The sequence below is a fragment of the Curtobacterium sp. PhB25 genome, assembly GCF_004365375.1.
Classification (GTDB): domain Bacteria; phylum Actinomycetota; class Actinomycetes; order Actinomycetales; family Microbacteriaceae; genus Curtobacterium.
The window spans coordinates 46,917-67,711 of sequence record NZ_SODR01000008.1 but is presented as its reverse complement, the minus strand read 5'-3'; the positions used below and the strand labels follow the sequence as shown (position 1 = coordinate 67,711).

The window sequence follows — 20,795 nt, the reverse complement described above, 5'->3', positions numbered from 1 at the left end:
CTGAGTGGTGCATGGTCGGCCGCAGGTACAAGTGAGCCATGACTCGAGTGGCAGTGGTGACCGGTGGATCCGCAGGACTGGGGCGTGCGACCGTCCGGGAGCTCGCCGCGCGGGGGTGGGACGTCGCCGTCCTCGCCCGTGGACGGGACGGCGTCGACGCCGCGGTCGCCGAGGTCGAGGCCGCGGGGCGTCGCGGGCTGGCCCTGGTCGCCGACGTGTCCGACCGCGAGGCCGTCGAGGCCGCGGCCGACCGCGTCGAGCAGGAACTCGGGCCAATCGACCTGTGGGTGAACGGCGTGATGGTCGGGGTGTTCGGAAAGTTCCTGGACACCGCGCCCGAGGACTTCGAGCGAGCGCTGCACGTCACCTACCTCGGCTTCGTCAACGGGACCCGTGCCGCGCTCTCCCGGATGGTGCCCCGCGGCCAGGGACACGTCGTCCAGGTCGGCTCAGCACTCGGCTTCCGGGGCATCCCGCTGCAGGCCGCGTACTGCGGCGCGAAGCACGCGATCGTCGGGTTCACCGAGTCCGTCGTCTCCGAGCTGCTCGAACAGGGCAGCAAGGTGAAGGTGTCGCGGGTCGACATGCCCGCCCTGAACACGATCCAGTTCGGCTGGGTGAAGTCGAAGCTGCCGCACCACCCGCAGCCGGTCGCCCCGATCTTCCAGCCCGAGGTCGGTGCGCGCGCGATCGCTGCCGTGGCCGAGCGGCCGCGCCGTCGCACCTGGGTCGGCGAGTCGACCGTCTACACGATCCTCGGCAACCGGATCAGCGGGCGTTTCGCCGACTGGTACGCCGCCAAGACGCTCGTCTCCGGGCAGCAGGCGCCCGACAAGGACGGACAGGAGCTGCACGACAACCTGTACGAGCCGGTGCCGGGCGACTATGGCGCGCACGGTGTGTTCGACGAGTCCGCGCACGCCTGGTCGCCGCAGACCTGGTGGGTGGAACACCGACGGATCGGAAACGGCATCATCGGGGCGGCGCTCGGCGCGGCCGGGGCCGTCGCACTCGTGGCCGGACGACGACGATGAGCCGCCACGGATCGTCGGTGCGGGGTGCAGCCGTCGTCGAGCTGTGCCGGGCCGGACTCGGCCTGTGGCACCTGGGCCGAGCTGCTCGTGGTCGCGACCAGGCCGTGCTGCACGGCGTGCTCGGCGTCCGGCAGCTCGTGCAGGCCGCCCTCGTCGCACGCACGGGCACCGGGAACGCGCACACGCTCAGCGCCGCCGTCGACGCGGTGCACGGCGTGACGATGGTGCCGCTCGCCCTCGACCCACGACGCCGCGGGTTCGCCCTGCAGCAGGTGTGGATCGCCACGGTGCTCACCGTCGCCGAGGTCGCCGTCGTCGGTCGGGGCAGCCGGCGCTGACGGCTGGCGGCACTGACGTCCGTCGGCGCTGACGCCTGTCGGGGGTGCTCGGTAGCGTCCGGGGCATGGGTACCACCTACTCCGTCGCGTCCTCGCTGGACGGCTTCGTCGCTGCACCGGACGACGACCTCGACTGGCTGCTGCAGTTCGGCTTCGAGCCGTTCCAGGAGCACCACGGCCGGTTCTTCGCGGGCATCGGCGCGATCGTCATGGGCTCGACCACGTACGAGTGGCTGCTCGAGCACGACGACACGTGGGCGTACCCGGACCTGGCGACGTGGGTGTTCACCACGCGTGACCTGCCGGTGCCGGACGGCGCCGACGTGCACTTCGTGTCGGGCGAGGTCGCGGACCACCAGGCCGACCTCGAACGGGCCGCCGGCGAGCGCGACGTCTGGGTCGTCGGCGGCGGACTGCTCGCGGCGCAGTACCAGCAAGCAGGGCTGCTCGACGAGCTCCGCGTCACCGTGATGCCGGTGGCGCTCGGCGCCGGTGCGCCGCTGCTACCGGTCGCGGCACCGACCCCGGTGTTCGAGCTGGTCGGGACGACGCCGTTCACCGGCGGTGCCGTCGAGCTGCACTACCGGTCCGCAGCCACCCCGGCGTAGCGTCCGAGCCATGAGCGACAACGAGCAGACCGAGCCCGTCATGGACGGCGCCAACGAGGCCACGAACCACGAGAAGCTGCACGGCCTGATCGAACAGGTCGACCACGACCACCACGGCGAGGGCGCCGGAGCGATGGCCGACCACCTGCGTGACCGGATGGACGAGACCGGCGTCGAGGACGAAGAAGCAGGCGACACCGAGGACTGACCCGAGCCGGGGACGTCAGACGCGCAGGTCAGCGAAGTCCGCGTCGACGTCCCCGAACCGGTGCGCGGTGATCGAGACCGACTGTTCACGGATGAACGGGAGCATCTCGATCAACCCGGCCTCGACCACCGGCGCGTCGTGGATCGCGACGTCGATGCTCGCCCCGAGGGCTTCCTCGAGCGCCAGGGCATCGCCACCGATGAGCCGGATCCGTGCGCCGGGGCCGCCGAACGCCGTGTGCACGGGTCGGTCCTGCCCCTGCGCGAGCATGTCCCCGAGTGCGTCGACGGGTTCGTCGTCCTCACCACTCGTCCAGTTCGCCTGGAACACGGCGCCGGACGAAGCGCGGGCGTGGAAGTCCTGGTCCGACTCGACCAGGTGGTCGACGACGTCCAGCGGCGACCGACTCGAGGCCAGCAGCTGACTGAGCGGGCCGGGCAACGGGCGGGCGGTGCTGAGCAGGACGTGGGCGCGTGCAGCCGTGGCAGCGACGAGCGCGCGGACCAGGTCGCCCGCCGAGGCGTCCTCGGCCTGCCGCACGATGACGGACTGCGGTCGGTGGCGCAGCACGTTCCGCTGCACCACGAGCCCCGACAGGTCGTGCGAGCCGCCGTACAGCTCCTCGCGCGCACGGACGTCGCTCAGCGCACCGGCCCGCACCTGGTCGAACTCCTCGAACGACAAGCCGCTGCGTGCGGCCTCGATCACCGAGGTCACGCGCGGCGGGAGACCGTGCAGCTGGATGCTCTTGTGCACCGTGCGCGGGACCGGTTCCCACCGGCCGAGCGTCGCGACGTACATCGGTCCGCCCGCCTTCGTGCCCGTGCCCACGGACGACCGCTTCCAGCCGCCGAACGGCTGCCGGCCGACGACCGCACCGGTGATGCCGCGGTTCACGTACAGGTTGCCGGCGCGCACGCTGGCGAGCCAGTCCGCCACCTCGTCGGCGTCGAGCGAGTGGATCCCCGCCGTCAGGCCGTAGTCCGTGCCGTTCTGGATCGCGATCGCTTGCTCGAGCGTCTCGGCGCGCATGATGCCGAGCACCGGGCCGAAGTACTCGGTCTGGTGGAAGTCGCTGCCCGGGCGGACGCCGTCGCGGATGCCGGGCGACCACAGCCGCCCGGAGTCGTCGAGGGCCGTCGGCTGCACGAGCCAGGACTCCCCCGGGCCGAGCTCGGTGAGCCCTTGCCGCAGCTTGCCCTCGGGCTCGGCGATGACCGGGCCGACCTGGGCGGTGGGGTCGTCGGGCCAGGCGACCCGGAGCGTGCGCGTGGCGTCGACGAGCTGCCGACGGAAGCGTTCGCTCTCGCCGACCGTGCCGACCAGGACGACCAGGGACGCCGCCGAGCACTTCTGGCCGGCGTGGCCGAAGGCGGACTGCACGATGTCCTGCACTGCGAGGTCGATGTCGGCGCTCGGCGTGACGACGATCGCGTTCTTGCCGCTCGTCTCAGCGCTGAGCGGCAGACCGGCGCGCCACCAGCGGAACGATCGCGCGGTGTCGGCCGAGCCGGTCAGGATGATGCGGTCGACGGCGGGGTGCCCGACCAGGTCACGGCCGAGTTCGTCCTCGGCCAGGTCGACGAGCTGCAGCAGCGAGTGCGGCACGCCGGCGTCCCAGAGTACGTCGGCCAGCAGCGCACCACTGCGCTTCGCCTCGGGTGCCGGCTTGAGCACGACTCCGCTGCCCGCGGCGAGCGCCGCCAGCACCCCACCGGCGGGGATCGCGACGGGGAAGTTCCACGGCGGCACGACGACCGTCAGGCGTGGCGGGACGTAGCGGGCACCCTCGATGTCGCCGAGGCGGCGGGCGCGCTCGGCGTAGTAGTGGGCGGCGTCGACGGCTTCGGTGACCTCGGTGTCGGCCTCGGAGAACGTCTTCCCGGTCTCCGCCGCCATCACCTCGATCAGGTCGGCGCGGCGGGTCTCGAGCTCGTGCCCGATCAGGTCGAGGAGCTCGGCACGGTCGGAGGGGTCCTGCCGCCCCCAGTTGACGCCGGCCTGCGCGGTGCGGGCCATGATCCGTTCGAGCTTGGAGCGGTCGGCCACCTTGGCCCCGCGGATCGTCTGCGCGCCGAGCTGCGAGCGCGGTACCCGGCGCAGGACGTCGAGCGCCCACGCACGGTTGGCGGGGACGGCGGGGTCGGTGTCCGGGGCGTTCCGGAACGCGTCGCGCAGGACGGGCTCGCCGAGCGCCCGGTGGCGGTCCTGGGTGCGGTGCGTCGCGTGCACCGGCTGGTCGAGCGCCGCGACCGACGCCAGGTACCGGCCGTGCTCGCGGTCGAACACGCTGGCGTCGTGGTCGATGTCGGACGCCGCGGCGATGAAGTTCTCGGGGCTCGAGCTCTCCTGCAGGCGGCGGGCGAGGTACGCGATCGCGGAGTCGAACTCGTCCGGCTGGACGACGGGTGTGTAGAGCAGGATCTGTCCGACGTCGGCGCGGACGGCGTCGGCGTGCGTCGATGCCATGCCGAGCAGCATCTCGAAGTCGACCGCGTCGGTCACCCCGCGGCGCTGGGCGAGGACCCACGCGGTCGCCAGGTCGAACAGGTTGTGGCCGGCGACCCCGATGCGCACGGCGTCGGTGCGCTCCGTGGTCAGCGCGGCGTCGAGCATCCGCAGGTAGGCGGAGTCGGTCTCGCGCTTGCTGCCCCAGGTCGCGAGCGGCCAGTCGTGCACGATCGCGTCGACGTGCTCCATCGCCAGGTTCGCGCCCTTGACGAGCCGCACCTTGATCGGAGCGCCACCCCGGGCCCGGCGTTCCTGCGCCCACGTCGTCAGGGACTCGAGCGCCCCGGCGGCATCGGGCAGGTAGGCCTGCAGCACGATGCCGGCCTGCAGCCCCGCGAACTCGTCACGGTCGAGCAGGGTCCGGAACACCGCGAGGGTGACGTCGAGGTCGCGGTACTCCTCCATGTCCAGGTTGATGAACTTCGCCGGGCCGCCGGACGCCAGCGGAGCGGCCGCGAGCCGGTACAACGGCACGAGCCGGTCGACGACCCGCTCGACCGTCTGGTCGAACGCCCACATCGACATCTGCGGCACGACCGAGCTGACCTTGATCGACACGTAGTCGACGTCGTCGCGGGCGAGCAGGTCCATCGTCCCCTGCAGCCGACGGTCGCTCTCAGCGCTGCCGAGCACGGCTTCGCCGAGCAGGTTCACGTTGAGCCGGGTGCCCGGCCCACCGACCTTGGCGAGCGCCGGACCGAGCTTCGCCGTGCTCGCGTCGATGACCAGGTGGCCGGTCATCCGGCGCAGGATCCGCCGTGCGGTGGGGATGACCGCCCACGGCGCCATCGTCGCGAACCCGCCGCCGAGGGTCACCGCACCGCGCAGGTACCAGGCGAGGAAGTCGGGGACGTCGCGGCTGACCTGCTCGAGGTTGCGGGCCGCGACCCGGGGGTCTTCGGGGCGGATGACCTTGTCGACGAAGCTGCGCGTGAAGTCGAGGCCACGCTCGTCGCGCAGGGCCTCGGCGAGACGGGCGGCACCGGCGTCCGGCTTCGCCCCGGCGGACGCCGCCAGCCACTTGCGGACCAGCGCAACGGCGTCGTCGGTGCAGTCCTGGAGGCGGGCGCTCGGCATGCTCCGATCGTATGCCGCACCTCCGACCTCACCTTGGAGCGCGCCGCACGTCGGCTCGGAACTGTCCTGGGGGATGACGTCAGCCGAAGACCCGGATCAGTTCCGGCAGCATGAGCAGCACCGGCAGCACCGTGAAGACGGAGATGACCGCGCCGACGACGATGCCCGTGATCGCGAGACCGCGGCCGGCCTCGCCCGTCCGCCGCAGCTGCGGCAGCGCGATGAGCCCCACGACGACCCCGCCGATGGGCACCACGAACCCCAGCACGAGCGCGATGATCGCCAGGGTGTTCGTCGGGCGCACCGGTGTGATCGGCGGCTGTGCGTACGGGTTCGTCATGCGGGTTCCTGTCTCGTCGCGCCGAGCGCTGCACGGCCCGGTCATCGTACGGGCCGGACGGATCGCTCCGCAGCGCCCCGTTCGGGTCATCCGGACGGATGAAAGACGCGGCGGCGGGGTCGGTCGGTCCCCACGGTGGATACGCTGGTCGGCATGTCGACGCAGGGCAACGATGGCCACGACTGGGCGACGTGGGACGCCTACCACGACGTCTGGCGACGCCTCGATCGAGCGCTCGACCAGGCCGTCCAGGCTGGCGCCGGCATCTCCATCCCCGAGTTCGAGATCCTGATCGGGCTGCAGCGCGAGCCGGACCACCGGCTGCGCGTCCGCGACATCGCCGCCGGCATCGGTTGGGAGAAGTCGCGCGTCAGCCACCAGGTCACACGGATGGTCTCCCGCGGCCTGGTCGGACGCGCCGACTGCCCGACCGACGGCCGCGGCAGCTGGGTGGAGATGACCCCCGACGGCCGCCGCGCGGTGCTCGCCGGCATCCGCGCGCACACCGGTGCGCTGGAAGACCTGTTCTGGAGGCCCGTGGGGACCGACGCGGACATCCTCCGGTCCGTCAGCGCGCGCGTCCAGGACGCGATCGGCCCCGACGTGTCGGACGAGGCCGTCTCGGGCTAGCTGCCCCCGCACGTCCGCCCGCCGAGGTTCCACGACTCGCCGCACGGGGAGCGCCGAGGTTCCACGAACGGCCCTGAGCTGCGCCCAGATGCCGAAATCTCGGAATCTCGGGGGGCTCGGGGGGCGGCGGGCGGCGCGGCGGGCGGGCGGTCAGAGGTCGACGACGGCGAGGGCTCCCTGTTCGCCGCGGAGCCGCACCTGCACGCTCGCGATGTCGTCGCGCGGGATGTCCGTCGACGCCGACAGTCCCTTCGCGTCCTCGCCCGCGGCCGTCCACGAGCCGACGATCTGCGCGGTGCCGTCGGACCGCACCACGACGAGGTCGTACATGACCGAGCCGTCCGCCGCCCACTCCTTGCCGCCGTACGAGCAACCCCAGTCGAAGCGGGTGCCCCACTGTTCACCGCTGACGGCCAGGTCGACGTCGAATCCCTGGGCGCCGGTCATGTTGTAGCGGTCCGCAGTCGCCGATGCCGAGACGTCACGTCCGGCCTGCACCGAGCCGCGGTTCCCCGCCGTGCCGACGGCGAGTCCGCCCAGGACGGCAGCGACCACCGCGAGCCCCGCGGTGGCGGCGACCCAGACCCGGCGACGGCGGCGACGGTGTCGAACGCGGTGCGCGACCGAGGCGAGGGTGCTCTCGGAACCGGTGTCGGGCCTCCCGTCCGGTTCGGCGATCTCGATCGCCTGGTCGGCCGGCAGCTTGGCGAGCAGACCGGGCAGGCCGACCAGCTCGGCGACGGCGGCCGTGCAACGGTCGCACGTCTCCAGGTGCTGCTCGTACTCGAGCCGCTCGTCCGGGCTCAGGGACCCGAGCACGTACGCCGCGTCCCACTCTGCGTACCGGTCGTCGCTCATCGGGTCACTCCTCGTTCCTGCAGTGCGAGCCGCAGGGCTCGCAGCCCGTAGTGCAGCCGCGACTTCGCGGTTCCCTCGGGGATGTCGTGTCGTCGTGCGATCTCCGGCACCGTGTGGCCGAGCCAGTAGGCGTCCACCACCACGCGGCGGTGGTCCGGCGAGAGCGAGGCGAGCGCGTCGGCCACGACGATGCGGTCGAGCACGGCGTCGGTGCGGTCCGACTCGGCGCGGTCGACGGGGTGCTCGGTGCCGAACTCCCGGCGGTTCCGAGCCGATCGCGCGTCGTCGACGACCAGGTTCCGCGCGACCGTGAACAGCCAGGCGCGGGCGCTGTCCGGCGCGCGTTCCAGCACCGCTGGGCGCTGCCAAGCGCGGACCATGGTCTCCTGCACGACGTCCTCGACCGCCGAGCCGTCCCGCGTGAGATGCCGGACGTACCGGGTGAGCGCGTCACCGTGCTCGCGGTACAGCGTCGCGAGAAGCTCGTCGGCGGAACGACTCGACACGGTCACTTTTGCAGGTCGAGGGAGAACTCGACGGTGCCCTTCCCGTCCACGGTGACGAAGCCGAGCGAGGGAGCCTTCACGCCGTAGTCGGCGAACGTGATCGGCACCGAGCCGGCGACCTGGACGGTGCCTCCCGTGCCGACCGCCACCTGCGCGTCGGCGGTGACGGCCTTCGTGACGCCGTGCAGGTCCATCGTGCCGGTCAGGGTGACGTCCTGCGCGCTGCCGTCGAGCGCCTTCGAGACGTCGACGGGCTTCGTCAGCGTGAACGTCGCCGTCGGGAACTTGTCCGTCTCCAGCGCGGTGTCCCGGAAGTAGGCGTCGCGCGCGGACTCGGGGGTGGAGATCTTCGCGACCTGGACCGTGACCGTCGCCGTCGCGAGGGAGCCGCCGTCGACCTCGGCGGTGCCCTCGACGTCCTTCGTGCGTCCGACCACGTTCACATCATTCCCCTGCAGGACCTCGTGCACCCGGTAGCCGGCGTACGAGGTCTTCGTGCTGGTCCAGGTGCCGTCGGCGTCCGCTGCGTCGAGGGTGGCGGACGACGTCGCTTCCAGGGAGGGAGCTGCGGCGGCCTGTCCGTTGACGGTGTTCGCGTAGATGGACGGACCGGCGATGACGGCGGCGGCCGCGATGACCACGACGCCGGTGGAGATGCCGATGATGACCTTGGTGCGTGTGCGGAGTCCCATACCCGGTCAACGAGGTGGCAGTCTGGATCGTTCATCGTCGACGTGACGACGATGCCGGAGGAGGTCGATGCGCCGTGGAACTGGTCATGCTGCTGGTGGCCGTCGGCGTCTCGATCGCCACGACGGTCGTCGTGCTCCGGCGCACGCGGGATGCGGGATGGGTCCGGGACGCTCAGCTGACGATGAACGCGAGTCCGGGCTGGACGGTGGTCTCGCTGGTGTTCCACGGGCTCGGAGCCGCATCGGGGTTCGTCATCGGTGCGGTCTTCATCAGTGGCGGCCACCCGGCGGCCGGATGGGTGTTCCTGTGCTTCGGCGGAATGCTCGGTGTGCTCGTCGGAGTACAGATCTGGGTCGCACGACGGCCGTTCCCAGCGGACCCACCGGTCGACGGCCCCGGTCACTGAACGCGGGACGCGGTCGCTCGGTGTGCGAACGTCCCCGACACTAGAGGGGACAGCAACCGAGCCCGGCCGTGCTCGAGTGCCCGCCCACCACCAGCAAGGAACACACCAGATGCCCGAACTCCCCGTCGCGTTCGAAGTCGGCTCGCTGATCGCGATCGTCGCGATCCTGCTCGCCGACCTGCTCATCGTCGCGCGCCGGCCGCACGTGCCGACGCTGCGCGAGTCGGCGACGTGGGTGGGCGTCTACGTGGGGCTCGCGCTGGTCTTCGCGGTCCTGATGCTCGTGTTCGCGGGCGGCGACTCGGCAGGTGAGTTCCTGGCCGGTTGGCTCACCGAGTACAGCCTGAGCATCGACAACCTGTTCGTCTTCGTCATCATCATGGCGCGGTTCTCGGTGCCGAAGAAGATCCAGCAAGAGGTGCTGATGCTCGGCATCATCATCGCGCTCGTGCTGCGCGGCATCTTCATCCTCGTCGGCGCCCAGCTCATCGAGAACTTCTCGTGGATCTTCTACATCTTCGGCGCCTGGCTGATCTGGACGGCGATCCAGCAGCTCCGCGGCGAGGACGATGCCGACGACCAGAAGGACAGCTTCATCGTCCGGCTGCTCCGCCGTCGGGTGCGCCTCACCGACACGTTCGACGGCATGAAGTTCCGGACCACCCACGACGGCGTGCGGCACTTCACCCCGTTGCTCATCGTGCTGATCGCCATCGGCACCACCGACCTGCTGTTCGCACTCGACTCGATCCCCGCGATCTTCGGCATCACCGAGAGCCCGTTCATCGTGTTCACCGCGAACGTCTTCGCCCTGATGGGTCTGCGGCAGCTGTACTTCCTGCTCGGTGGCCTGCTGGAGCGGCTCGTCTACCTGAAGTACGGCATCGCGGTGATCCTCGCGTTCATCGGTGTGAAGCTCGTCCTGCACGCACTGCACGACAACGAGCTGCCCTTCCTGAACGGTGGCGAGCACATCGAGTGGGCACCGGAGATCAACACCTGGGTCTCCTTGATCGTGATCATCGCCGCGATGGCGCTGTCGACCCTGGCCAGCGTCGTGCGGATGCGCCACGACGGCGTCGAGGCGAAGGACGAAGAACCCGCTCGTACCTCGGACTGACGGAAGGTGCTCTGAGCGGCACCAGACCGGGCGCTGGAGCGTCCACCAGCTGCCCGTGCCAAGGTCGACGGGTGCACAACAACGACACCGTCGTGATCGCCGGCTGCGGCGACCTCGGGACCGAAGCCGGTCTCCGCTTCGCGCGCCGGGGACACCACGTGATCGGCCTCCGACGCCGCGCCGAACTGGTCCCGGCGCCGCTCACCGGTCGCAGCGCCGACCTGCGGCACGAGGTCCCCGAGATCCCCGCCGACACCACCGTCGTCGTCGTGGCCTTCGCCGCGGGCAGCCGTGCCGTCGACGAGTACCGCGCCACCTACGTCGACGGCCTGCGGAACGTGCTCGACGGCATCGACGCCTCGGACGCCGATCCACGCCTGCTCGTGGTGTCCTCGACCGCGGTGTACGACGTCGACGACGGCAGCGAGGTCACCGAGGACACCCCGGCGTACGGTGCGACCCCGACCGCCGAGGTCCTGGTCGAGGCCGAGGCGCTGCTGCGCGACCGTGCTCCCGACGCCGTGCTCGTGCGGCTGTCCGGTGTCTACGGTCCGGGCCGCGAGCGCCTGATTGACCAGGTCCGCTCCGGTTCTGCTCGCCTGGCGCCGGGGGTCTCACCGCACACGAACCGGATCCACCGCGACGACGCCGCTGCTGCGCTCGTGCACCTGGCGACCGTGGAGGACCCGGCGCCGACGTACCTCGGCACCGACGACGAACCGAGCCGCCTCGACGACGTGCTGCGGTTCCTGGCCGACGAGCTCGGCGTTCCCGAGCCCGTCACCGGTGACGGCGGTGCCCGGCAGTCCGGTGGTGACAAGCGCTTGTCGAACGCGCTGCTCCGGTCCACCGGCTGGGCGCCGCAGTACCCGACGTTCCGCGAGGGCTACCGCGCCGTGCTGGCCGGCGAGGGCGTCCGCCACCCCTGACCCGGCGCGACATCGGTTCTCCGACAGGACACCACGTGATCACCTGGTGTCGTGTCGCGAAGAGGGTGCGGACGAAAGCGAGCCGCGGGCGCGACCGCTCAGTGCCCGCGGTGGTCCTGGATCGTGAGCCGCGGCCCGAACGACGGCTTCCGGAACCCCGAGCCGCCGATCAGCCGCACGACCCGCTCCCGGTGCCCCCGCCACGGCTCGAGCAGCTCGAGCATCCCGTCGTCGTCGACCGGTCCCCCGGTCAGCGCCCACCCGACCAGCGCGGGGACGTGGAAGTCCCCGACGCTCGGCGAGTCCGGGTCGCCATGGGAGCGCTGCGCGGTCTCGGCAGCCGTCCACTTCCCGATGCCGGGGATCGACTGGAGCCGCGCCGACACGACCGAACCGCCGCGACCGAGCGTCAGCGTCCGTTCGAGCGCCGGAGCCACACGCACCGCGCGCATCACCGTCGCCGACCGTCCGGGCTCGATGCCGGCCCTGTGCCACTCCCAGCTCGGGATCCGCGCCCACTCGTCGGCCGTCGGCGGCACCGTCAGTCCCTCCGGCGCAGGACCCGGCGCGGGCGTGCCGTACCGACGGAGCAGGTACCGCCACGCGCCCCACGCCTGCCGCGAGGTCACCTTCTGCTCCATGATCGCCGGCACGAGCATCGCGACGACGGTGTTCGTCCGGAGCAGCCGGAGTCCGGGCTGCCGGTGTCGGGCGGCAGCGAGGAACGCGTGCCCGGAGACGTCGAACCCGTCCCAGTCGTCGCCGCGACCGAGCAGCTCCGGCGCGTGCTCGACCGCCCACGCAGCGCCGTCGCCCCACGCCGAGACCGCGATGGTGTCGCCGGCCGGCCGGATCGCAACGGCAGCGGGGCCGGTGGGCGTCCGCAGGGCGAGCCACACGTCCGAGCCGACCACCTTGTAGGCGGGGTCGCCGGAGCCGCGCTGCAGGGGCCGCAGGGTCGACGTGACGTTCACCGGGCCTCCCGGTCGGTACACGGTGTCGACGCGAGACGCACCGCCGGACGCACCAGGAGCACCGGATGCGTCACCGGACGCACCGGACGCGCCGGACGCGTCGCCGGACGCACCAGCGGACGACGAGGCGGAGTCGAGCAGGGTCACACCGGGATGGTAATGCGCAACCACCGTCAGTCATGATGGTCGCAGTCCCCCACGACCCCCACCCGCACCACCCGACGACGGAGTTCCCATGCGCATCGGCATCCTCACCTCCGGAGGCGACTGCCCCGGTCTGAACGCGGTCATCCGCGCGATCGTCCTCAAGGGCATCGCCATCCACGGCCACGAGTTCGTCGGGTTCCGGGACGGCTGGCGCGGCGTCGTCGACGGCGACATCGTCCCGCTCGGCCGCAAGGACATCCAAGGCATCGCCAAGCAGGGCGGCACGATCCTGGGCACCAGCCGCACGAACCCCTTCGAGGGCCCGAACGGCGGCGTCGAGAACATCTCGAAGACCCTGGACCGCCACGGCATCGACGCCATCGTCGCGATCGGCGGCGAGGGCACGCTCGCCGCGGCGAAGCGCCTGACCGACGCCGGGCTGAAGATCGTCGGCGTCCCGAAGACGGTCGACAACGACCTGGGCGCCACCGACTACACGTTCGGCTTCGACACCGCCGTCGCGATCGCGACGGAAGCGATGGACCGCCTCCGCACCACCGGCGAGTCGCACTCCCGCTGCATGGTCGCCGAGGTCATGGGCCGGCACGTCGGCTGGATCGCCCTGCACTCCGGCATGGCCGCGGGCGCGCACGCGATCCTGATCCCGGAGCAGAAGACGAGCATGGAGCAGATCGCGAAGTGGGTGCGTGCCGCCTACGACCGCGGGCGTGCACCGCTCGTCGTGGTGGCCGAGGGCTTCGTCCCCGACCACGAGGACAACGCGCACACCGAGCGCGGGCTCGACGCCTTCGGGCGTCCGCGGCTGGGTGGCATCGGCGAGCGCCTCGCGCCCCTCATCGAGGAGATGACGGGCATCGAGACGCGTGCCACGACCCTCGGGCACATCCAGCGCGGTGGCACGCCGACCGCGTACGACCGGGTGCTGTCGACGCGGCTCGGCCTGGCGGCCATCGACTCGGTGGTCGAGGAACGATGGGGCCGGATGGTCGCCCTGAAGGGCACCGACATCGTGCACGTCTCGTTCGACGAGGCGCTCGGCGAGTTGAAGACCGTGCCGCAGGCGCGCTTCGACGAAGCCGCCATCATGTTCGGGTGAGCGCTCGCTGCACGCGTACCTGGCCGTTTCGGGCGTACCTGGTCGTTTTTTCCGGCCCGGTACGCCCGGTTCCGCCAGGGATCGCACGCGTTCTGGGAAAGAACGGACCGCTGGCCGGGAGGCCCGGGGTAGCGTCCGGCGCATGACCCGCGCCGTAGTCGTGTCCAGTTCAGCCCCGCCCACCGTCGCCGACGTCGACCTGCCCGATCCGACCGAGGGCGAAGCCCTCGTCGACGTCACGTACTCGAGCGTCAACTACAAGGACGGCCTCGCCCTCGCCAGGAACCCCGGCGTCGCGCGGGTCGACCCGCTCGTGCCCGGCATCGACGTCGTCGGGACCGTGTCGGCGCTCGGACCGGGTGTGCACGACGTTTCGATCGGCGACCGCATCGTGCTGAACGGTGCCGGGCTCGGTGAGACCCGGCACGGTGGTTGGGCGCAGCACGCCGTGCTGCCGTCCGGTTCCCTCGTGGTCCTGCCCGAGGCGATCGAGGACTCGTTCGCGGCGGCGATCGGCACGGCGGGGTTCACGGCGATGCTCAGCGTGCTCGCGCTCGAACGGTTCGTCGAACCGGGTGCCGGGCCGGTGCTCGTCACGGGTGCGTCCGGCGGGGTGGGGACGGTGGCGATCGCCCTGCTCGCCGCGCGCGGGTACGAGGTCACCGCGTCGACGGGCCGGAGCACCAACGAGGCCTCGCTCCGACGCCTCGGCGCGACCGAGGTCGTGGACCGGGGTGCCCTGTCCGAGCCCGGCAAGCCGATGCAGCGTGCCGCGTGGGACGGCGCCGTGGACAGCGTCGGCGGGGCCACCCTGGCGAACGTGCTGGCCGGCACCCGGTGGGGTGGAGCCGTCACGGCGTGCGGGCTCGCGCAGGACTCCGCGCTGCCCACGACGGTGCTGCCGTTCATCCTGCGTGCGGTGTCGCTGCTCGGCATCAACTCGGTGGACGCCCCGTCGGAACTGCGGCACCGGGCGTGGGAGCGGTTGGCGACCGACCTCGACCCGGCGCTGCTGGCGGGTGTCACCCGGACCGTCACCCCGGAGCAGGCGATCGAGATCGGCGCCGAGGTGGTCGCCGGTCGGGTGCACGGACGCACGGTGGTCGACGTGCGTGGCTGATGTTCTGGGATGCTGTTATTCCGCAAACGATTGCATATTGACACGTTAGGGTTTGGATACCAAACGTCCGTGACACGAGGAGTCCGTCATGCCGGTACCCAAGTCGACCGTCGAGAACTCGCCGCGCAAGCTGCTCCGCGACGTGGTCCTCGAGAAGATGTTGGCCGCGATCCAGGACGGCACGCTGCAGGCCGGCGAACGGCTCAACGACGACGAACTGGTCCAGTGGCTCGGTGTCAGTCGCACGCCCATCCGTGAGGCGATCGCCAAGCTCGTCGACTACGGCTTGGTCGAGATGGAGGCGAACCGGTACACCCGGGTCGCGTCGCCCACCGCCAAGCAGTTCGACGACACCATCCAGGTGCTCGCCGGCGTCACGGAGCTCGCCGCCCGCTGGGCCGTCCCGAAGCTCGACGACGCTGCGGCCACCCGCCTCGTCGACACGCTGGAAGCCCTGCGCACGGCCGCCGAGCAGGAGCGGGCCGGCGACGTCTCGACACAGGTCGGCGCGGTCGTCACCCAGTTGATCGGTGCGGCGGACAACGACCTGCTTGTCCAGCTGTCGACCTCGCTGCTGCCCCGCGCGAACTTCCTCGCCCTGACCCACCAGAGCGGCATGTTCTGGGACGTCAAGCACTTCGTCGACCCGCTCCGTGCGGCGATCTCGAAGCGAGACGGCGAAGCAGCGGCCGCGGTGATCCGTTCGCTCAGCAGCACCGTCGAGGAGCACACCGTGCAGGCCCGCGCGTTCGTCGCCGAGGGCGGCGCGCTGGCCGACGGCACCGAACGGCGCTGACGTCGGCCACGATGGAGTCGTGACCGACACCGACCAGTTCCGCGCCGCGGGCGCCCAGTTCCGCGCCGACGACGTCCTGCTCCGTGCCGAGGGCGTCCGTGTGACGCGCTCCGGCCGCGACCTGCTGCACGAGGTCGACCTGACCGTCCGCCGCGGTGAGCACTGGGCGCTCCTCGGACCGAACGGCGCCGGCAAGTCGACGCTGCTCGCGGTGCTCGGGGCGACGGGCCACCCCACGGCGGGCACGGTCGAGGTGCTCGGCCGACGCCTCGGACGCGTCGACGTCCGCGAGCTGCGTGAGCACATCGGCCACGTCGACCCGCGGCACCGGATGCTCTCCCCGCTCACCGTGCTCGAGACGGTGCTGACGGGACTGACGGGCACCACCGACCTCATGATGCGGTGGGAGCCCACGGCCGCGCAGGTCGCACTGGCCGAGCAGCACATCGCCGACGTCGGGCTCGCCGCACGACGCGACGCACGCTGGCCCGTGCTGTCCCAGGGCGAACGCGGACGGACCCTCATCGCACGGGCACTGATGTCCGAGCCGCAGTTGCTGCTGCTCGACGAACCGGCGACCGGGCTCGACGTCGCCGCGCGCGAGCACCTGCTCGAGACGGTCGACGCCCTGCGGCACCGACACCCCGAGCTCGGGAGCGTCATGGTCACGCACCACCTCGAGGACCTGCCGGTGTCGACCTCGCACGCGATGCTCCTCCGCGACGGTGCCGTGGTGGCACAGGGCACGGCGGACGAGGTCATCACGTCGTCGGCGGTGTCGCACGCGTTCGACTTCCCGCTCGCGATCCTGCGCTCCGAGGGCCGCTGGGCCGCACGCCGTTCCGCCTGACCCGTCGCGGGGGCCGGACAGGCGCGTTGCGGCGCTCCGGCCTGTGCTTGGATGGTTGCTCAGGTGTCCGCGGCCCGTGTCGGGGAGGGACCCGATGCCGGACGACGGTGTCAGGCCGCGCACCGCAACGAGGGGGAACACCATGACGAACACGCCGCCGCCCTACCCGGGGTCCGAGCCGCAGCCGAACGCCGGCCCGCAGCAACCCGGTCCGCAGCAGCCGGGCCAGCAGCCCTGGGCGCAGCAGCAGCCCGGCCAGCAGCCGTACGCGCAGCCCGCTGCCGCCGGCGCTCCGTACGCCCCGCCGCCCAAGCAGTCCCGTGGCAAGCGCGTCCTCATCTCACTGCTCGGCGTCGTCGTCGCCGTGGTCGTCGCGTTCCTGGTCCGCCAGGCGCTCACCGCCGCGTTCAGCGACTCGACGGAGGAGAAGGTCTCGAAGGCCGTCGTGCAGATCCGCGAGCAGAGCGACCTGCCGAAGCAGGTCGACTCGGTGACGTCGTGGACGGGCGTCGAGGCCGAGGGCAACGCGATCCACTACGACTACACGGTGTCGTCCAGCGTCGACCCGGCGTCGATCACCGAGAGCGCCATCCGCGACTCGGTCGGCCCGACGCTCTGCTCGAACAGCGACACGAAGGACCTCCTCGACGAGGGCGTCGACATGCGGTACACCTACGCGTTCGACGGCACCTCGAAGACGCTCGACACGACCTTCACCAAGGCCGACTGCTCCTGACCCGTCGAGGGTGGGGCGGTGCTGTCCCCTGTCCCGCCCTCGTCGGTCCGGTCGGTACGCGGTTGTGCGTGGTGCGGTGTGCACCGTACCTGGTGCGACGTGCTGGGCTGCGATGTGCACGGCTCTCGCCATGGCGCTGCCCACTGCGCCGACAGGTGACCGGGTTGCCCGCCGGTCGTCGGGTCCGTACCCGCCCCGGTCCGTCTACCGACGCACCGCCCCGCTGTTCAGTCGACCAGGGTGACCTCCCAGTTGGTGCGCTGGACGACCGCGTCGAGTTCGCGGATCTCCTTCGCCAGGGCGTCGGCCCGAGACCGGAGTTCGGCGGTCGGCAGCGCGGCGAACGTGCGGAGTTCGCTGCGGAGCTGTCGGTAGCCGCCGTTCGTGCCGGCCGTGGCGTCCGCCGCTCCGGTGACGAGCGCGTGCCGCAGCCGCAGGGCATCGCGTCGGGCGAGCAGTGCGGTGACGGTCTGCCCGGACGCCACGGTGGTGCTGGCGTTCGTCGCGTTGATGCGGGCGAGCAAGACCTCGAGCGCGTCGATCGACCGTTCGGCCTCGGCGAGGAGTTCGCGGGCGTCCTCGTCGGGCTCCTCGCCCTCTTGGTAGCGGGCGTTCGCGGCGATGCGGCCGCGCAGTTGCTCGATGCGCTTCTGCAGGTCGGCGCGCTCGATGAGTGCCTCGGCGAGTTGCATGTGGCCAGTCAACCAGCCGAGGCCCCGGCACGGAGCGCCGACCCCTACGCCGCCGCGGCGGCCACTGCCTACGCCGTCGCGGCGGCCGCTGCCTTCGCTGCTGCTGGCAGGGCGTCGAGGATCCGTCCGACGGCCCGCTCGTCGTGGGCGGCCGTGACGAACCACGCCTCGAACACGCTCGGCGGCAGGGTCACCCCGGCGTCGAGCATCGCGTGGAAGAACGGCGCGTACCGGAACACGTCCTGTGCCCGCACGTCGTCGTAGTTCCGCGGTGCGGTGTCCGTGAAGGCGAACGAGAACAGGTTGCCGGCGCGCTGCACGGTGTGCGCGACGCCCTCGGCCGACAGCGCGTCCGACGTGGCCGCGGAGATGACCGAGGCCGTGCGGTTCAGTGACTCGTACACCGACGGCGTCGCGGCCCGGAGCGTGGCGATGCCGGCGGCGACCGCGAGCGGGTTGCCGGACAGGGTGCCCGCTTGGTACACGGGGCCGAGCGGGGCGAGGAAGTCCATGACCTCGCGTCGGCCGCCGAGCGCGGCGAGGGGCATGCCGCCACCGATGACCTTGCCGAACGTGATCAGGTCGGGCTTCCACCCGGCGCCGTCGGGGACGACCTTCGACGCCTCGAGGCCCCACCAGCCGGCCGACCCGACGCGGAACCCGGTCAGGACCTCGTCGACGATGAGCAGCGCCCCGTGCGCCTGCACGATCTGCGCGAGCGCGCGGTTGAACCCGCGCTCGGGAGCGAGCACGCCCATGTTCGCCGCGGCGGCCTCGACGATGACGCCGGCGATGCGCTCGGAGTGCTCGTCGAACGCGCGGCGGACGGCGTCGAGGTCGTTGTACGGCAGCACCAGGGTCTGCGCCGCGGTCTCCTCGGTGATGCCCGCGCTGCCCGGCAGGGCCAGGGTGGCGACACCCGAACCGGCCTCGGCGAGCAGGGAGTCGGAGTGCCCGTGGTAGTGCCCGGCGAACTTCACGAGCAGGTCGCGGCCGGTGTAGCCGCGGGCCAACCGGATCGCCGTCATCGTGGCCTCGGTGCCGGTCGACACCATGCGGAGCTTCTCGATGGGGCCGTCGCCGTCGACCGACACCCGCTGCTTCACGAGCTCGGCGAGCTCGGTCTCGCCCGGGGTCGAGGCGCCGAAGGACAGTCCGCGCGCGGCGGCCTGCTGCACGGCCTCGACGGTGCCGGGGTGCGCGTGTCCGAGGATCGCGGGCCCCCACGACGCCACGAGGTCGACGTACTCACGTCCCTCGGCGTCGGTGACGTACGCGCCCTTCGCCGACACCAGGAAGCGCGGGGTGCCGCCCACCGATCCGTAGGCACGGACGGGCGAGTTCACGCCGCCGGGGATCGCGTTCTTGGCGCGGCCGAACAGCTGGTCGTTCGTGGTCATTCGGGGGCCTTCCCGGTCGAGGCGATGCCGGCGACTGCGGCGGTGGTGCCGGAGGTGCGGAGACCGGCCTCCTGGTTGAGCTTCCGCGCGATGTCGACGGCGAAGTAGGTCAGGATCGCGTCGGCGCCGGCACGCTTGATGCCGATGAGCGACTCCATCGCGGCGGCGTCACGGTCGATCCAGCCGTTCTGCGCGGCTGCCGTGATCATCGCGTACTCGCCGGAGATCTGGTAGGCCCAGACCGGCACGGGCGAAGTAGCAGCGGTCTCAGCGAGCACGTCGAGGTAGCTCATCGCCGGCTTCACCATCACGACGTCGGCACCCTCGTCGACGTCGAGCGCGACCTCGCGCAGCCCCTGCCGACCGTTGGCGGCGTCGATCTGGTACGTCCGCCGGTCGCCGACGAGCGACGACGAAACGGCCTCGCGGAAGGGGCCGTAGAAGGCGGAGGCGTACTTGGCCGCGTAGGCCAGCAGCGCGGTGCCGGTGTGCCCGGCGACGTCGAGCGCGTCACGCGCGGCGGCGATCTGGCCGTCCATCATCCCGCTCAGGCACACCAGTTCGGCGCCGGCCTCTGCCTGCGCGACCGCCATGTCGCGATAGCGCAGCAGGGTCGCGTCGTTGTCGACGGAGCCGTCCGCCGCCAGGACGCCGCAGTGGCCGTGGTCGGTGAACTCGTCGAGGCACAGGTCGGACTGCACGACCAGGTCGTCACCGACCTCTTCCCTCGCCACGCGGATGGCCACGTTGAGGATGCCGTCGGGGTCGGTCGCCCCGGATCCGGTCGCGTCCTTCGTGGTGGGCACGCCGAACAGGTTCACGCCGCCGATCCCGACCTCCGCAGCCGACACCAGGGCGCGACGGAACGAGTCGAGCGAGTGCTGCTGCACGCCCGGCATGCTCGAGATGTCGACGGCGTCGGTGGCGCCTTCGCGGATGAACATCGGCAGCACGAGCTCGGCTGGGTGCAGCCGGGTCTCGGCGACGAGCCGTCGCATCGCGGGGGTGGCGCGGAGTCGACGGGGGCGGACCTGGGGGAAACGGCCGGTCACGGGTGGCCTTCCTGTTCGGGGGCGGTGGGGTTCAGGGCCTCGACGACGGCGTCGAGCAGGGCTTCTGCGGACCGGGTGGGTCCGACGACGTGGACCGGCAGTCCGGCCGCGCGCGCGTCGGCGGCGGTTCCGGGGCCGATGCAGGCCACGAGGGTGCGGGGGTCGAGCGGGGTCATCCGGCGGGCGATCTCGCGGGCGACGCTGCCGCTCGTCACGAGCACCGCGTCGGCCACCGCGTCGAGGGCGATCGGCTCGTCGCCGGTCCCCACGGTACGGTACGCGACCACGTCGTCCACGTCGATGCCGCGGGCCCGCAGGCCGTCGACGAGGGTCGGCGCGGCGATCTCGGAGCGCGGGAAGAGCACGGTGCCGTCGGTGTCCGGCAGCGCGTCGACGAGGGCAGCGGCCGAGGCCTGCTCCGGCACGAGGTCGACGACCCAGCCCGCAGCACGCGCGGCACGGGCGGTCGGCTCACCGACCGCCGCAACGCGGACACCGGACGGGAGGCCCGTCACGCGTTCGGCGAGCACCGTCACGGCCGTCGCACTGGTCACCACCACCCACGCGTACCCGGCCAAACGGGCGACGGCACGGTCGAGCGGGCCGCAGTCGAGCGGCGGCTCGGTCGTGATGAGGGGGACGACCCGCGGGTC

Annotated in this window: 23 protein-coding genes; 13 read left to right on the top strand and 10 right to left on the bottom strand. The window is 71.9% G+C overall.

The window, feature by feature from the left end:
• Nucleotides 1–38: 38 nt before the first annotated feature.
• The 4 genes from EDF51_RS15285 to EDF51_RS15270 all read left to right on the top strand — a co-directional run bounded on the left by EDF51_RS15285 (nucleotide 39) and on the right by EDF51_RS15270 (nucleotide 2,188).
• Complete coding sequence (locus tag EDF51_RS15285; protein ID WP_134195518.1) at nucleotides 39–1,034, top strand: SDR family oxidoreductase; 996 nt, start codon at nucleotides 39–41, stop codon at nucleotides 1,032–1,034.
• A complete protein-coding gene (locus EDF51_RS15280; RefSeq protein WP_131844960.1) occupies nucleotides 1,031–1,372 on the top strand; it encodes a hypothetical protein in 342 nt (113 codons plus the stop codon). Before EDF51_RS15285 ends, EDF51_RS15280 begins: the two co-directional genes overlap by 4 nt.
• A 65-nt stretch (nucleotides 1,373–1,437) precedes the next feature.
• Nucleotides 1,438–1,980, top strand: coding sequence for a dihydrofolate reductase family protein (locus EDF51_RS15275; RefSeq protein WP_134195516.1), 543 nt, complete (start codon nucleotides 1,438–1,440; stop codon nucleotides 1,978–1,980).
• Nucleotides 1,981–1,990: 10 nt separating this feature from the next.
• Nucleotides 1,991–2,188: a hypothetical protein gene (locus EDF51_RS15270; protein ID WP_123339214.1), complete on the top strand. Its 198-nt coding sequence runs from the start codon at nucleotides 1,991–1,993 to the stop codon at nucleotides 2,186–2,188.
• Between the two features lie 15 nt (nucleotides 2,189–2,203).
• On the opposite strand, the gene EDF51_RS15265 is transcribed toward EDF51_RS15270, so the two are convergent.
• Both EDF51_RS15265 and EDF51_RS15260 read right to left on the bottom strand, forming a co-directional pair.
• Nucleotides 2,204–5,776: a bifunctional proline dehydrogenase/L-glutamate gamma-semialdehyde dehydrogenase gene (locus EDF51_RS15265; protein ID WP_134195514.1), complete on the bottom strand. Its 3,573-nt coding sequence runs from the start codon at nucleotides 5,774–5,776 to the stop codon at nucleotides 2,204–2,206.
• 79 nt (nucleotides 5,777–5,855) lie between these two features.
• Complete coding sequence (locus EDF51_RS15260; protein WP_166673570.1) at nucleotides 5,856–6,116, bottom strand: DUF4190 domain-containing protein; 261 nt, start codon at nucleotides 6,114–6,116, stop codon at nucleotides 5,856–5,858.
• 153 nt (nucleotides 6,117–6,269) lie between these two features.
• Between EDF51_RS15260 and EDF51_RS15255 the strand changes: the two genes are divergently transcribed.
• The gene (locus EDF51_RS15255; protein WP_131921995.1) at nucleotides 6,270–6,746 is read left to right on the top strand and encodes a MarR family winged helix-turn-helix transcriptional regulator; all 477 of its coding nucleotides are present in this window, start codon (nucleotides 6,270–6,272) and stop codon (nucleotides 6,744–6,746) included.
• Between the two features lie 150 nt (nucleotides 6,747–6,896).
• Here the strand turns inward: EDF51_RS15255 and EDF51_RS15250 are convergent, their stop codons facing one another.
• The 3 genes from EDF51_RS15250 to EDF51_RS15240 are packed head-to-tail and all read right to left on the bottom strand — an operon-like array spanning nucleotide 6,897 to nucleotide 8,802.
• Nucleotides 6,897–7,604, bottom strand: a complete 708-nt coding sequence (locus EDF51_RS15250) for a zf-HC2 domain-containing protein (RefSeq protein ID WP_134195511.1) — start codon at nucleotides 7,602–7,604, stop codon at nucleotides 6,897–6,899.
• Nucleotides 7,601–8,116 (bottom strand): sigma-70 family RNA polymerase sigma factor, encoded by a 516-nt coding sequence (locus EDF51_RS15245; protein ID WP_123294523.1) that lies wholly within the window; start codon nucleotides 8,114–8,116, stop codon nucleotides 7,601–7,603. Before EDF51_RS15245 ends, EDF51_RS15250 begins: the two co-directional genes overlap by 4 nt.
• On the bottom strand, nucleotides 8,113–8,802 hold the full coding sequence (locus tag EDF51_RS15240) for a YceI family protein (RefSeq protein WP_134195509.1): 690 nt from the start codon (nucleotides 8,800–8,802) through the stop codon (nucleotides 8,113–8,115). Before EDF51_RS15240 ends, EDF51_RS15245 begins: the two co-directional genes overlap by 4 nt.
• A gap of 74 nt (nucleotides 8,803–8,876) precedes the next feature.
• On the opposite strand from EDF51_RS15240, the gene EDF51_RS15235 reads away from it, so the two are divergent.
• From EDF51_RS15235 to EDF51_RS15225, 3 genes are all read left to right on the top strand, one after another.
• Nucleotides 8,877–9,209: a hypothetical protein gene (locus tag EDF51_RS15235; protein ID WP_134195507.1), complete on the top strand. Its 333-nt coding sequence runs from the start codon at nucleotides 8,877–8,879 to the stop codon at nucleotides 9,207–9,209.
• Nucleotides 9,210–9,318: 109 nt separating this feature from the next.
• Nucleotides 9,319–10,329: a TerC family protein gene (locus EDF51_RS15230; protein WP_134195505.1), complete on the top strand. Its 1,011-nt coding sequence runs from the start codon at nucleotides 9,319–9,321 to the stop codon at nucleotides 10,327–10,329.
• Between the two features lie 71 nt (nucleotides 10,330–10,400).
• Complete coding sequence (locus EDF51_RS15225) at nucleotides 10,401–11,258, top strand: NAD-dependent epimerase/dehydratase family protein (protein ID WP_134195503.1); 858 nt, start codon at nucleotides 10,401–10,403, stop codon at nucleotides 11,256–11,258.
• Nucleotides 11,259–11,356: 98 nt separating this feature from the next.
• Here EDF51_RS15225 and EDF51_RS15220 read toward each other — a convergent pair whose 3' ends face one another.
• Nucleotides 11,357–12,379, bottom strand: a complete 1,023-nt coding sequence (locus EDF51_RS15220; RefSeq protein WP_347876524.1) for a DNA-3-methyladenine glycosylase 2 family protein — start codon at nucleotides 12,377–12,379, stop codon at nucleotides 11,357–11,359.
• 88 nt (nucleotides 12,380–12,467) lie between these two features.
• On the opposite strand from EDF51_RS15220, the gene EDF51_RS15215 reads away from it, so the two are divergent.
• From EDF51_RS15215 to EDF51_RS15195, 5 genes are all read left to right on the top strand, one after another.
• Complete coding sequence (locus EDF51_RS15215) at nucleotides 12,468–13,496, top strand: 6-phosphofructokinase (protein WP_111083779.1); 1,029 nt, start codon at nucleotides 12,468–12,470, stop codon at nucleotides 13,494–13,496.
• A gap of 142 nt (nucleotides 13,497–13,638) precedes the next feature.
• Entirely contained in the window at nucleotides 13,639–14,616 is a 978-nt protein-coding gene (locus EDF51_RS15210) for an MDR family oxidoreductase (RefSeq protein WP_134195499.1), read from the top strand.
• Nucleotides 14,617–14,704: 88 nt separating this feature from the next.
• Nucleotides 14,705–15,412 carry a GntR family transcriptional regulator gene (locus tag EDF51_RS15205; protein ID WP_123294516.1) on the top strand — a complete coding sequence of 236 codons (708 nt, stop codon included), beginning with the start codon at nucleotides 14,705–14,707 and terminating at the stop codon, nucleotides 15,410–15,412.
• Nucleotides 15,413–15,431: 19 nt separating this feature from the next.
• Nucleotides 15,432–16,262: an ATP-binding cassette domain-containing protein gene (locus EDF51_RS15200; RefSeq protein ID WP_243837139.1), complete on the top strand. Its 831-nt coding sequence runs from the start codon at nucleotides 15,432–15,434 to the stop codon at nucleotides 16,260–16,262.
• 142 nt (nucleotides 16,263–16,404) lie between these two features.
• Nucleotides 16,405–16,998 (top strand): hypothetical protein, encoded by a 594-nt coding sequence (locus EDF51_RS15195; protein WP_131844969.1) that lies wholly within the window; start codon nucleotides 16,405–16,407, stop codon nucleotides 16,996–16,998.
• Nucleotides 16,999–17,225: 227 nt separating this feature from the next.
• Here EDF51_RS15195 and EDF51_RS15190 read toward each other — a convergent pair whose 3' ends face one another.
• The 4 genes from EDF51_RS15190 to EDF51_RS15175 form a co-directional block, all read right to left on the bottom strand.
• The gene (locus EDF51_RS15190) at nucleotides 17,226–17,690 is read right to left on the bottom strand and encodes a DIP1984 family protein (protein ID WP_123339224.1); all 465 of its coding nucleotides are present in this window, start codon (nucleotides 17,688–17,690) and stop codon (nucleotides 17,226–17,228) included.
• A gap of 68 nt (nucleotides 17,691–17,758) precedes the next feature.
• Complete coding sequence (gene hemL, locus EDF51_RS15185) at nucleotides 17,759–19,090, bottom strand: glutamate-1-semialdehyde 2,1-aminomutase (protein WP_123294513.1); 1,332 nt, start codon at nucleotides 19,088–19,090, stop codon at nucleotides 17,759–17,761.
• A complete protein-coding gene (gene hemB, locus EDF51_RS15180) occupies nucleotides 19,087–20,142 on the bottom strand; it encodes a porphobilinogen synthase (RefSeq protein WP_260154506.1) in 1,056 nt (351 codons plus the stop codon). Before hemB ends, hemL begins: the two co-directional genes overlap by 4 nt.
• Entirely contained in the window at nucleotides 20,139–20,774 is a 636-nt protein-coding gene (locus EDF51_RS15175) for a uroporphyrinogen-III synthase (protein WP_243837146.1), read from the bottom strand. The genes hemB and EDF51_RS15175 overlap by 4 nt, the downstream gene beginning before the upstream one ends.
• Nucleotides 20,775–20,795 lie beyond the last annotated feature (21 nt).

Excerpts from the sequence above, each read along its gene's own strand:
- EDF51_RS15285 (WP_134195518.1), top strand. The coding sequence starts at position 39 with ATGACTCGAGTGGCAGTGGTGACCGGTGGATCCGCAGGACTGGGGCGT.
- EDF51_RS15280 (WP_131844960.1), top strand. The coding sequence starts at position 1,031 with ATGAGCCGCCACGGATCGTCGGTGCGGGGTGCAGCCGTCGTCGAGCTG.
- EDF51_RS15275 (WP_134195516.1), top strand. The coding sequence starts at position 1,438 with ATGGGTACCACCTACTCCGTCGCGTCCTCGCTGGACGGCTTCGTCGCT.
- EDF51_RS15270 (WP_123339214.1), top strand. The coding sequence starts at position 1,991 with ATGAGCGACAACGAGCAGACCGAGCCCGTCATGGACGGCGCCAACGAG.
- EDF51_RS15265 (WP_134195514.1), bottom strand. The coding sequence starts at position 5,776 with ATGCCGAGCGCCCGCCTCCAGGACTGCACCGACGACGCCGTTGCGCTG.
- EDF51_RS15260 (WP_166673570.1), bottom strand. The coding sequence starts at position 6,116 with ATGACGAACCCGTACGCACAGCCGCCGATCACACCGGTGCGCCCGACG.
- EDF51_RS15255 (WP_131921995.1), top strand. The coding sequence starts at position 6,270 with ATGTCGACGCAGGGCAACGATGGCCACGACTGGGCGACGTGGGACGCC.
- EDF51_RS15250 (WP_134195511.1), bottom strand. The coding sequence starts at position 7,604 with ATGAGCGACGACCGGTACGCAGAGTGGGACGCGGCGTACGTGCTCGGG.
- EDF51_RS15240 (WP_134195509.1), bottom strand. The coding sequence starts at position 8,802 with ATGGGACTCCGCACACGCACCAAGGTCATCATCGGCATCTCCACCGGC.
- EDF51_RS15230 (WP_134195505.1), top strand. The coding sequence starts at position 9,319 with ATGCCCGAACTCCCCGTCGCGTTCGAAGTCGGCTCGCTGATCGCGATC.
- EDF51_RS15215 (WP_111083779.1), top strand. The coding sequence starts at position 12,468 with ATGCGCATCGGCATCCTCACCTCCGGAGGCGACTGCCCCGGTCTGAAC.
- EDF51_RS15210 (WP_134195499.1), top strand. The coding sequence starts at position 13,639 with ATGACCCGCGCCGTAGTCGTGTCCAGTTCAGCCCCGCCCACCGTCGCC.
- EDF51_RS15205 (WP_123294516.1), top strand. The coding sequence starts at position 14,705 with ATGCCGGTACCCAAGTCGACCGTCGAGAACTCGCCGCGCAAGCTGCTC.
- EDF51_RS15195 (WP_131844969.1), top strand. The coding sequence starts at position 16,405 with ATGACGAACACGCCGCCGCCCTACCCGGGGTCCGAGCCGCAGCCGAAC.
- EDF51_RS15190 (WP_123339224.1), bottom strand. The coding sequence starts at position 17,690 with ATGCAACTCGCCGAGGCACTCATCGAGCGCGCCGACCTGCAGAAGCGC.
- hemL (WP_123294513.1), bottom strand. The coding sequence starts at position 19,090 with ATGACCACGAACGACCAGCTGTTCGGCCGCGCCAAGAACGCGATCCCC.